Source organism: Salinicola corii, from assembly GCF_008298015.1.
GTDB lineage: Bacteria > Pseudomonadota > Gammaproteobacteria > Pseudomonadales > Halomonadaceae > Salinicola > Salinicola corii.
The window spans coordinates 373466-384754 of sequence record NZ_VTPX01000003.1 but is presented as its reverse complement, the minus strand read 5'-3'; the positions used below and the strand labels follow the sequence as shown (position 1 = coordinate 384754).

General features: G+C 62.3%; 11 protein-coding genes. 4 read left to right on the top strand and 7 right to left on the bottom strand.

Annotation, left to right across the window (positions count from 1 at the left end; genetic code table 11):
- Positions 1-74 precede the first annotated feature (74 nt).
- Complete coding sequence (locus F0A16_RS08285) at positions 75-965, bottom strand: LysM peptidoglycan-binding domain-containing protein (RefSeq protein ID WP_149434900.1); 891 nt, start codon at positions 963-965, stop codon at positions 75-77.
- Positions 905-1780, bottom strand: a complete 876-nt coding sequence (locus F0A16_RS08280; RefSeq protein ID WP_149434899.1) for an acyltransferase — start codon at positions 1778-1780, stop codon at positions 905-907. The genes F0A16_RS08285 and F0A16_RS08280 overlap by 61 nt, the downstream gene beginning before the upstream one ends.
- Positions 1781-2195: 415 nt before the next feature.
- Between F0A16_RS08280 and F0A16_RS08275 the strand changes: the two genes are divergently transcribed.
- Positions 2196-3512 (top strand): MFS transporter, encoded by a 1317-nt coding sequence (locus tag F0A16_RS08275; RefSeq protein WP_149434898.1) that lies wholly within the window; start codon positions 2196-2198, stop codon positions 3510-3512.
- Positions 3513-3617: 105 nt separating this feature from the next.
- On the opposite strand, the gene F0A16_RS08270 is transcribed toward F0A16_RS08275, so the two are convergent.
- The 4 genes from F0A16_RS08270 to F0A16_RS08255 all read right to left on the bottom strand — a co-directional run bounded on the left by F0A16_RS08270 (position 3618) and on the right by F0A16_RS08255 (position 6846).
- Positions 3618-3887, bottom strand: a complete 270-nt coding sequence (locus F0A16_RS08270; RefSeq protein ID WP_149434897.1) for a GrxA family glutaredoxin — start codon at positions 3885-3887, stop codon at positions 3618-3620.
- Between the two features lie 131 nt (positions 3888-4018).
- Positions 4019-4840, bottom strand: coding sequence for an inositol monophosphatase family protein (locus F0A16_RS08265; RefSeq protein WP_149434896.1), 822 nt, complete (start codon positions 4838-4840; stop codon positions 4019-4021).
- 162 nt (positions 4841-5002) lie between these two features.
- On the bottom strand, positions 5003-5539 hold the full coding sequence (locus F0A16_RS08260) for a response regulator transcription factor (protein WP_149434895.1): 537 nt from the start codon (positions 5537-5539) through the stop codon (positions 5003-5005).
- A gap of 35 nt (positions 5540-5574) precedes the next feature.
- Complete coding sequence (locus F0A16_RS08255) at positions 5575-6846, bottom strand: ATP-binding protein (RefSeq protein ID WP_149434894.1); 1272 nt, start codon at positions 6844-6846, stop codon at positions 5575-5577.
- A gap of 312 nt (positions 6847-7158) precedes the next feature.
- Between F0A16_RS08255 and F0A16_RS08250 the strand changes: the two genes are divergently transcribed.
- From F0A16_RS08250 to F0A16_RS08240, 3 genes are all read left to right on the top strand, one after another.
- Positions 7159-8748, top strand: coding sequence for a peptide chain release factor 3 (locus F0A16_RS08250; RefSeq protein WP_149434893.1), 1590 nt, complete (start codon positions 7159-7161; stop codon positions 8746-8748).
- A 144-nt stretch (positions 8749-8892) separates the two neighbouring features.
- Positions 8893-9384 (top strand): large-conductance mechanosensitive channel protein MscL, encoded by a 492-nt coding sequence (gene mscL / locus F0A16_RS08245; RefSeq protein ID WP_149434892.1) that lies wholly within the window; start codon positions 8893-8895, stop codon positions 9382-9384.
- Between the two features lie 8 nt (positions 9385-9392).
- Complete coding sequence (locus tag F0A16_RS08240) at positions 9393-10166, top strand: TatD family hydrolase (RefSeq protein WP_149434891.1); 774 nt, start codon at positions 9393-9395, stop codon at positions 10164-10166.
- Between the two features lie 16 nt (positions 10167-10182).
- On the opposite strand, the gene ygfZ is transcribed toward F0A16_RS08240, so the two are convergent.
- On the bottom strand, positions 10183-11241 hold the full coding sequence (gene ygfZ / locus F0A16_RS08235; RefSeq protein WP_149434890.1) for a CAF17-like 4Fe-4S cluster assembly/insertion protein YgfZ: 1059 nt from the start codon (positions 11239-11241) through the stop codon (positions 10183-10185).
- Positions 11242-11289: the final 48 nt, after the last annotated feature.

Sequence of the window (11289 nt, the reverse complement as noted above, 5' to 3'; positions counted from 1 at the left end):
AACTGGTCTCCGATAATGCGGGGCACCGATGACGTCAATGCGTCACGATGATGACGAATTCATGACATCGTTGATTAGCGTAGCACGCCCGCGGGATCCACGGGCTTGCCGCCGTGGCGGAGATCGAAAAGCAGATGATAGCGGCTGCTGCCGTTCTCCTTTCCGATTTCGCATAGCGGGGTGCCGGCGGAGACGGATTGTCCCTCCGACACCATCAGTCGGTCGCAGAACGCGTAGACGCTCTGCATGTTGTCGGCGTGGTGGAGTATGACGACCTGTCCCAACTGGCGCATGCCGCTGGCGAATCTTACCTTGCCCGAGGTGGTTGCCTTGGCGGTGGCGGGCGAGGGTGTTGATAGCATCATGGGCTGCAGCGTGCCATGGGCGTCCCGCCCGAATCGGCGCTCGATGGTGTAGTCATCCAATGGCCAGCGCCACTGGCTTGCCGACGAGGGTAGCGGGCCGGGGTCGGGCAGCGACCGGGATGCCGCCGGTGTTGGCGGTGTTCGACGACTCGCCGAACCGCCTGCCAGCGGAATCTGGATCAACTGGCCGACGGCCAATTGAGATGGGTCGATGCCCGTATTCGCGGCCTGGACACGCTGCGGGTTGGCACCGAAGTAGCGCGCGATCGAATAGAGGGAGTCCCCCCGTCTTACCTGGTAGCGGTAAGGGCCCCCACCGGGAGCGCGCTCCTGCTGAGAAGGCAGCAGCAGACGTTGGCCAACCGCCAGGCGGCGGGAGTCCACGCCTGGATTGAAGCGCTGGAGCCGGAGTAATGGTACGCCCGCCTGGCTGGCGATCCTGCCCAATGTATCGCCACGTTGCACGGTCACCCAGCCCCCGCCGTCGGCGATGCTGGCATGATTGCCACCGCCGCTCGCGCAGCCCGCGAGTACCAGCGTCAATCCCAGGAGTAGGAGGAGAGCGCCGCGTCTTTTTCCTGCCACAATAAGTTCAACCATGTGTAGAAACGTTCCTTGTATTGGGCATCGTCGTAGTCCCCGTCCAGCATCCACTCCGGCCTGTCGAGACATCTTGCGACGATCGCCACGTCGGCCTCGCGTCCGCAAAGGAAATCCCAGAAATTGGGCGTGCCCCGACGGTAGTGCAGGGTCACGTCGATGATACCGTCCAGGCGTGGCCCCAGCAGCCCGATCACCTGCGCGACGCCCCCGGCCTTGGGTCGCAGGAGATGTTGGTAGGGGCTCTCCTGCCGGCGCTGCTTCTCCGGTGTGCACCGCGTCCCCTCGACGAAGTTGTAGATCGTCATCGGCATCTCGCGGGCATGGTCGCACATGCGCCGGGTCGCCTGGCGGTCTCGTTCGGCAAGTTTGGGGTTTCGAGCCAGCTTCTCGCGGGGGTAACGACGCATGAATGGAAATTCCAGGGCCCACCAGGCCAGCCCGACAATTGGCACCAGAATGAGTTCCCGCTTGAGAAAGAACTTTGGCATCGAGACGCGACCCGTCAGCACATAGAGCAGGGCAATGATATCGGTCCAACTCTGGTGATTGGCTATGACCAGCCACCAGCGGCGCGGGGAGAGCGAGGCTGGGAGGTCGGCGTGGATCTTTGGATGAATCCAGCAGCGAATCCATACATTGTTGGTTTTCACCCAGGCGAGGGCGATCCAGTGGAGACCGCCGAGCACCCGAAGGCGCCATCGCCGGGTTGGCGTGACCAGTTTCAGTATCGTCAGCGCCACCAGAGGTACACCCCAGAAGAGCGTATTGAGGACCAGCAACAGGACGCTGACACACCCTTTCAGGGTCGACATGCCATTCTCCATCAATGACTTGGCTCAATGTTACTGGAATGTCGCCAAGCTGCACAGCGACTCGGCGGGGAAGTCGTTGGTTCCTGGCCAGCGCGGCGAATCAGTCAGCGGAATGTTGGAAAGGTTGAGATCCGTCATTGCCGAAAAACTGACCAATCTAAGGCCGGCGTTGATAGGGTCAGCGACCATCGCTATCGGCCACTGGAAATGCACAGCGTTATCCACAGAAGGTGTGAATAATTCGTGTCGGCCGCCGATCACCCTGAGACGGAGGTGTGATCTCGGCAAGAGACGCTTTGACTTGATAGACTGCCGCCGCTTTTTGTCTTCTGACACCGAAATTCGGCGTTCATCGATTCGAATCGACGCCAATACGTCGAACTTTTCGCCAACCGCCGCTGAATGGAGAACCTCGTTGCGTTCACTACCCGCGACCCTGCCGATCCTGTTTCTATGTGAAATCAGCTTCCTGCTCGGGCATGGACTGATCATGACGCTGCTCGGCGTGCGCATGTCGCTGGAAGCATTTCCCTCTCAGATGGCGGGTTTGCTCATGTCCTGTTTTTCGCTGGGCTTCGTTGCGGGGAGCTACTGGCTGGAGAAACGCATACGCAGTGTCGGCCACATTCGTGTTTTCGCTGCCTGCGCTGCGCTGCTGGCAGCGACGGCGATGCTTCATGGGCTATGGGTCAATCCCTGGGCGTGGCTGATCTGGCGGTTGTTTGGCGGCGCGGCGACCGCAGGGTTGTTGATGGTGATGGAGTCCTGGGTCTCGGGAGAGTCGACCAACGAGAATCGCGGTCGGGTGCTGGGCTGGTATCTGGTGATCTCAACGCTGTCCCTGGCGGGTGGCCAGTGGATGCTCAACATGGCGGACCCGGGCACTTTCGTGCTGTTCTCGGTGGCCGGTGTTCTGTTCGCCTTGTCGCTGGTACCGCTTTCGATCCATCGCATCCAGGGGCCGCTGCGCAGCAGTCACGACATATCCGCCAAGGTCTCGCTGCGTACCCTGCTGAAGCGCGCACCGGTGGGGCTGGTGGGGGCTTTCGTGGCGGGGCTCATGGTACAGGCCTTCTTTGCGATGACTCCCTACTATGGCCAGGAGATCGGGCTCACGACGGCCCAGACCGCGAAGTTCATGTCGATCACCACGCTGGTGGCGCTCATCGCGCAGTGGACGCTGGGAAGGGTCTCGGACCGCTTCGATCGCCGCAAGGTCATCCTGTGCATGGCGCTGGTGATGACGATATCCGGCGTGCTGATCGTGTTTGCCGCCAGATCGAGTTACTGGCTGCTCGTTTTCGTCGCGAGTTTCCATACCGCGATGCTGCATACCCTGTATTCATTGAGCCTGGCCCACACGCATGACTGGCTCGAGCCGGAAGAAACGATCCAGGCCAATGCGAAAGTCCTGATGTGCTACGGCGTGGGCTCTATCGTTGGGCCGTTTAGTGCTTCTCTACTGATGCACAGCGTCGGGCCGGATGGTCTCTGGCTGTTTCTCGGCGCTGCCGCACTGGGGCTGGCGCTGTTTATCGGTTATCGGTTGTGGCGACGCGAGCCGGTCAAGGCGCCGGAGGAGCAGGAACCGTACACGCCGCTGGTACCGATGGTGGAATCGACGCACTACATCAACGAGCTGGATCCGCGGCATGGTCCTTACCAGTACGAGCTGAATCTGGAAGGGGAGCTGGAAGCCGCGCAAGAGGAGTCCGGTCTGCAACCGGCGTGAGGTGGTGGAGCGGCCGCAGGAGCAGGCCTATCACGAAGCAGCGCCGCGCCGAAACGAAAAAAGCCGGCGGATGCCGGCTTCTGAAGCTTTGGTCGCCGTTTCCTGTCAGGCGTTTTCGGGCATCAGCGCCTTGTCTCGCACGTACTGGTCAAACTCCGTGAAGCCGCCGATGTGGGTCTGGTCGACGAAGATCTGCGGCACGGTCTCTACCGGCTTGCCGATGGTCTTCTCCATGTCGGCTTTGGTGATGCCTTCCGCATGGATATCGATGTAGCGGAAATCGAAATCGTCTCGCGCTTCCTTGAGTTTTTCCGACAGATCCTTGGCGCGAACACAGAAAGGGCAACCGGGACGGCCGAAAATGACAGTCAGCATCGATGAGTCTCCTGTTCTTTGTAAAAGGGCGATGGGATGGTTCGAAATCTGTAAATAGAGATGGGGGTTATTCTTTCGTATTAAACCCATGCGGCCCAATAGAGTCTCCCTACGTTCATCATTGCAAGCCGCTATGGCTCGAGGCGTCGCCCCGCGTCGGCATCCCGCAGTAGATCTCCCAGCGCCCGGTGGATGCCAGGTGCCGTGACCAGCAGGTTTTCGCCATAGAGTTCCACCGGCAGATTCTCGGGGCATTCGTAGAGATGACTGGTTGTTGCGCCGGCTTCGCGGGCGATCAGCAGCCCGGCGGCGAAATCCCAGGGCGATACGCTTTCATAGTAGGCATCGAGCTGACCGCAGCCGACATGGCAGAGATCGAGCGCGGCAGAGCCATTGCGGCGCACGTCGCGGCAGGCGTGGACGACATGGTTCAAACGCTTGATCAGGGGGCCACGTTTGTCGCGAGCATACGGGAAGCCTGTCCCGACCAGGCTTCTTTCCAGCAGTTCCGACTGGCTACATGCCATCGGCTCGCCATTGAGTTGCGCTCCATGGTCGCGCACCGAGGTGAAAGTTTCGCCGAGAAAAGGGGCGTGAACCACGCCGAGTTGAACCTCTCCGTTGACCGCCAAGGCAATCGACACCGCGACGTGGGCATGGCCATAGGCGAAATTGACCGTACCGTCTATGGGATCCACGACCCATAGCTGGCCGCTCCGTTCGAGTTGGCTGCGGTCCGGGGTCAGTTCCTCAGTCAGTCTTGCCTCTCCCGGGAACAGGGTCTCCAGTTCCTCGGCAATCATGCGATCGACAGCGACATCTATCTCGGTCACCAGCTCGTCACCATCCTTGTACTGGTGGGAGAAGTTTTGCTTCTGGCGGGCCTGAGCGATCATGTCGCCGGCCTGTCGGGCGATACGGATCACCTGGTCGAGGCGTTGGTGGCGGTCCACGTTGAACTCCTATCGGGAAAATGGCGTGTCCCCGGCGATCGGCGGAATCGTCGGGGCGTACGAAAAAACACGTCTTCATGACGGCGGAGACCGGTTCGACACGGTAAGCCCCGATCGACGCAGAGCGCTGCCGAGGCCTGGGTGACGACGAGCCGCGGCGGTTTAGTGCCGCACCGGACGCTTCTGGAGTTTACGCTGCAGGGTTCGCCGATGCATGCCCAGGGCCCGGGCGGTTGCCGAGATATTGCCGTCGTGTTCATGCAGCACTTTCTGGATGTGCTCCCAGGTGACCCGGTTAACCGAGGGTGGGTTGTCGGCGATTTCCACGTCGACGTCGCCACTTTCGCGCTCGAGCGATTGCAAAATCTCGTCGGCGTCGGCTGGCTTGCAAAGGTAGTTGACGGCACCAAGCTTCATCGCTTCCACGGCGGTGGCGATGCTCGAGTAGCCCGTCAACACCACGACACGGCACTCGGGAGCCACTTCCAGCAGCGCGGGAAGCAGCTTCAGCCCAGAGTCCGATTCCAGCTTCAGATCGAGCGTCGCCAGGGCGGGCGGCGCCTCCCTTGCCGCCGCCAGTGCCTGGTCATGGGTATGGGCAACGACCACGTCGTAGCCCCGGCGCCGCATGGCGCGCTCCATGACGAAACAGAGTTGCTCGTCGTCGTCGACGATCAGTAGACGTTCCGGATCACTCATCGGTGGTTCTCCTTGGCGGATGATTGACAGCAGCCCTACACGCTCTCGCCGACTTTGATGCGGGGGAGCTTGACCTCCGTCAGCGTGCCGCCTTCCTCGTGGTTGTAGAGGCTCACGCCGCCGCCAAACCGATTGACGGTGGCGTGAGTCAGAAACAGCCCGATTCCCATGCCTTTGCTCTTGGTCGAGATGAAAGTGTCACCCAACTGATCCGCGATCGACATCGGGACGCCCGGGCCATGGTCGCGGATGTCGATGACGACTTCGTCGGTGTTCCAGTCGAGGCTGGTGACGATGGCGTCGGGACTGGCATCGGCGGCGTTATTGAGCAGATTGATGAGCGCCTGCTCCAGCGTCGCATCGACGGCGATGGTCGGCTGGCCGCGCTTGCCGAGTACTTCCAGGCGATGGTTGACATCGGGGCGCAGCACCAGCCAGCGCTGAATCAGGTTCTCGAGCCAGGGAGTGGCGCGAAGCGTCTCGGGCTTTTCCAGACGTCGCCGGTCTGCATTGGCGACGAGTGTCTGCAAGCGCTGCTTGCAGGTGTCGACCTGGTGGCGCAACAGGTCGATATCTTCCACCAGCGATGGTTGCCGGCTGGCTTCGTGGCGCATCTCCTTGAGCAGAACGGCCATCGTCGATAGTGGCGTGCCGAGCTCGTGCGCCGTGCCGGCGGCCTGGGTCGCCACGGCGAGGATCTGTTCGTTGCGCAGCGCCGCCTCGCGCGTCTTCGACAGGGTCATGTCGCGACGGCGCAGCGTGTGCGCCATCTTGAAGATGAAGAAGGTCAACAGGCTGCCGGAGAGGATGAAGTTCAGCCACATGCCCAGGGTATGCAACTGGACGCCAAAGACGACCGTGCTGTTGGTCAACTGTGGAACCGGCTGATAGAACAGCATCATGGTGGTGTAACTGGCGGTTGCTGCTATCGCGATAACCCAGGCGTAGGACCACGGCAGGGTGGAAGCGGCAATCCCCAGCGGCACCAACAGGTAGGTGATGAAGGGGTTGGTCGAGCCCCCGGTATAGTAGAACAGCAGGCTCAGTCCGGCGATGTCGACCAGCCAATGCAGCAGATACTCGGTGTCGGTGACCGCGCGAGGCCGGCCCAGTCGCCACCAGGTCGCCACGTTGAACAGGCCCATGGCAACGATGACGCTGATGACCGGTAGAACGTGCAACTGGAATCCCAGTACCTCGATACCGAAGATGATTGCGGCGAGGAAACCGGTCCAGGTGATACCGCGGACGATCGTCAAGCGAACCAGGTTGCGGTTCGGCGTCGAGAGCGGAAGCGGTTGCAGCATGATCTCTCCGGGATCGAGTCGGGGGACGGCGTCAAAGGTGTCCAACAGCGACGGTGCGGCTGACTCGACATCGCCGCCAGCGTCGTCGCCATGTTAACGCAATGCCAGGAAGTGGCGTGAGCCCGGACGCTACCGTCGGGGTGGAGAGGGCAGTGTCCATTTGTCGCAGGTCCGGCCGGAGGTGTCAGGCAGGCCAGGCGGCTACAACTCTGCGGGATCAGCGCGTACAATCGCCGCCATCTTCGATTCCCCGCGAACTCCCGGCCATGCCCCCATGTCTCGTGAGAGTCGCCCCAGTCAGTGAAGCCTTTCATGTCAGATGCTCAGCTCGCCCAGGAAGCGGCCCTACGTCGCACTTTCGCCATCATCAGTCACCCCGACGCGGGGAAGACGACGATTACCGAGAAAATGTTGCTGTTCGGCAACGCCATTCAGTTGGCCGGCTCGGTCAAGAGCAAGCGGGCGGAGCGCCACGCCACCTCCGACTGGATGAAGATGGAGCAGGAGCGCGGTATCTCCGTCACCACCTCGGTGATGCAGTTCCCCTACAACGGACGCATCGTCAATCTGCTCGACACCCCCGGGCACGAGGATTTCTCCGAGGACACCTATCGCACCCTGACCGCCGTGGATTCTGCGCTGATGGTCATCGATGCGGCCAAGGGCGTCGAGGACCGCACCATCAAACTGATGGAAGTCTGTCGGCTGCGCACCACGCCAATTCTGACCTTCATCAACAAGATGGATCGCGAGACCCGTGACCCCATCGAAGTGATGGACGAGATCGAGACCGTTCTCAATATCCAATGTGCGCCGATGACCTGGCCGATCGGCATGGGCCGGCAGTTCAAGGGGGTCTACCACCTCTACGACGACGTGATCCACCTCTACACCCAGGGGCAGGGCAACCGGATTCCGGAAGACAAGCGCATCGAAGGGTTGGATAGCGCCGAAGTCGATCGGGTTCTTGGCGAAAGCGCGGCGGAAGAGCTCAGGATGGAAGTCGAACTGGTAAGGGGTGCGTCCCATGCCTTCGATCTGGAAGCCTATCGCCGCGGCGAACTGTCACCGGTCTACTTCGGCACGGCGATGGGCAACTTCGGCGTTCGCGAGATGCTCAACGGCTTCGTCGAGTTCGCGCCGACACCCCAAGTCCGAGAGACCGATACACGGGAAGTGGTCGCCGACGATGGTCGCTTCTCCGGATTCGTGTTCAAGATCCAGGCCAACATGGATCCCAAGCATCGGGACCGGGTGGCGTTTCTGCGGATCTGTTCCGGCAAGTACGAACGCAACATGAAGATGCGTCACGTCCGGATCGGCAAGGAGGTCAAGATCGCCGACGCGCTGACCTTCATGGCCTCCGATCGCTCTCATGTCGAGGAGGCGTGGCCGGGCGACATCATCGGCCTGCACAATCACGGCACGATCCAGATCGGCGACACCTTCACCGCTGGCGAGGACATGCGCTTCCTCGGCATTCCGCACTTCGCCCCGGAGCTGTTCCGCCGGGTGAGACTGCGCGATCCCTTGAAGATGAAGGCGCTGCAGAAGGGGCTCCAGCAGCTCTCGGAGGAGGGCGCGACCCAGGTTTTCCTGCCGCTGGACAATAACGATCTGATCGTCGGCGCGGTCGGTACGCTGCAGTTCGATGTCGTCGCGCACCGCCTCAAGGAGGAGTACAAGGTCGACTGCCTTTACGAGCCCGTCAATGTCAATACGGCACGCTGGGTCTACTGCGCGGACGCGAAGAAGCTCGATGAGTTCAAGCGCAAGGGCAGCGCCAACCTGGCCCTGGATGGCGGAGACTACCTGACCTACCTGGCGCCGACCCGGGTCAATCTCCAGATGACCCAGGAACGCTGGCCGGAGATCGAGTTCCGGGCCACCCGCGAGCACTGAGACACGGCCATGCCGTCATTGGACGAGGGGAGGCGATTTCATCTTGCCGCTCCATGGCGGTTGGGCCATGCTGACTAGCGTCGCGGCCCGGTGGGAGCCGGTCCCCTCCGAGTGCCGTGCGATCGACCAAAAAGGAGAATGTCGATGGCTTCCAAATTCCTGAAGGAGTTCCGCGAGTTTGCCGTCAAGGGCAATGTCGTCGATATGGCGGTGGGTATCATCATTGGCGGTGCGTTCACGCTGATCGTGCAGAGTCTGGTCAAGAACGTGATGAACCCGATCCTGGGGCTGCTGATCGGTGGCGTCGACTTTGCCAACTTCTTCGTCGTGCTCAAGGAAGGCGGTACGGCGGGACCCTACGCCTCGCTCTCCGCTGCCCAGGAAGCTGGCGCCGTCACCCTGGACTACGGTCTGTTCCTCAACGCCGTGATCAGCTTCGTCATCGTGGCCTTCGCCGTGTTTTTGCTGGTGCGCAGCATCAACCGCATGAAGCGCGAGGAGGCCGTCGCTCCCAAGGCGCCGACGGACAAGGCCTGCCCGCACTGCTTCATGACGATTCCGGTCAAGGCCACCAAGTGCGGCCACTGCACGGCCGACCTGCCGGTGTCGGACCTCGAGCCGCAAGGGACACCGTGATCTGAGCCATGCTGTTCGACGCCCACTGTCACCTCGATTTCGACAGTTTCGACGCCGATCGCGAAGCCGTTTTCGAACGTGCGCACGCGGCCGGCGTCTCGCGTTTCATGGTGCCCGGAACGACGCGCGAGCGCTGGAAGGCGGTGCTGGCCCTGGGGGAGCGCGCCGACGTGGTCGTGGCACTTGGCCTGCACCCCTATTTCATCGCGCGACATGGTGCTGACGATCTCGAGGCGCTGGAGGAGGTCGTAGCGCATGGCGAGGGGCTCGTCGGCATCGGCGAGTGTGGGGTCGACGCGAGATTCGAGGCGACGCTGGAGCGTCAGTGGGAACTGTTCGAAGCCCAACTCCAACTGGCGAAGCAGTATCGGCTCCCGGCCATCATCCACTGTGTTCACGCCGATGATCAGGTGGCCAAGCGACTGAAACAGCTCGATCTCCCGGCACGTGGATTGATTCACGCCTTCGGTGGCAGCCCGCAACAGGCCCGGCGTTTCCTGGATCTCGGCTATCTGCTTGGCGTGGGCGGCGCGATCACTTACGACCGCGCCAAACGCCTGCATCGGGCGTTACGGGCAATTCCCGGCGACGGCTTCGTGCTCGAGACCGACAGCCCCGACATGCCGCTGGCCGGGCGTCAGGGTCAGCGCAACGAGCCCGCCCACCTCGACGAGACCCTGGCTCGTGTCGCGCTATTACGAGGCCAGGATCCCGGCACGGTCGCTGCCAATGCCTGGGACAACACCCACCGGCTCTTCCGGCTGGAGGTGGCGTCGCCCTGAGTGGACGCTGACGTCGTCAGGCGGTCACGTTCCCGTTGGCGACGGATTCGGGATCGAGACGTTCGAGCGGATAGGGCAGATCGCGCAACACCAGTCTGCGCTCGCCGACGAACAGTTCCGACTCCTCGTCCTGGTTGGTGTTGAGCACGGCCAGGACGGAGCACTCCTCCAGATTGTCGCCGTTCACTGCCTGGAATATCTCGCCCACGCGCTTGGCCTCGGCGTTGCGGATCTCCTCGCCGATGCCGGGTGGCGAGGTGCCCTCGACGCTGGCGATCCGCAGGCGCCGTTTGACCTGACCCCGGAAATGCGCCCGCGCCACCACTTCCTGCCCGGTGTAGCAGCCCTTGCGGAAGCTGATGCCGCCCAAGGCTTCCCAGTTGATCATCTGCGGCAGAAAGGCGTCGCTGTGATCGGCGGTGAGCCAGGCGATGCCGGCATCGACATCCGCACGCCGCCACAGGGCCGTATCCGCGACGCTGGCGGACCGGCTCAACGACTCCCACCGTGCCGCGGCCTCGGACGCTGGCAGAACCAGCATCACGCGGGATCGACCGGCGGGCTGACGCAGGGCGACGGTGCCGTCTTGCTGGGTCATGTGCCAGTCGAGACGGGGCAGGTCGGCCACGCCGGCCGCGCTCGCCCACGACGCCGGGCTCCCGATCATGCCGATCAGGGCCAGGTCCTCGCGATGGCTCAGCTTCACCTTGTAGAAAGGGGCGTATTTGCCAAGCTGGGTCGCCAGCGAGGCAGCCAGGGAGGCGTGCAGCAGCAGCCAGTAGCGTTCGGCGGATACCCTGAGCACTTCGGCATTGGCGATCATGCGCCCCTTCGGCGTGCAGAAGGCGGTCAAGGGCGCGAAGTCACCATCCGCATGTTCGACGTTGGCGCTCGTCTGGCCCTGCAGGAAGCGAGCTGCATCGGGACCGTCGCACTCGAGGATGCTCAGGTGGGTCAGCGGTACCAGATGTTCACCGTCAATGGCGGAACCGTTATCGCCGTTCGGAAAGGCCCAGTCGCGATCACCCGACTGGCGCCCGCCCAGGGCCGTGAGATGTGCCAGCCAATCGTCCATCCGATTCCTCCTGTGAACTGGTTGTCGGTACCGGCGTGGAGGGGTACC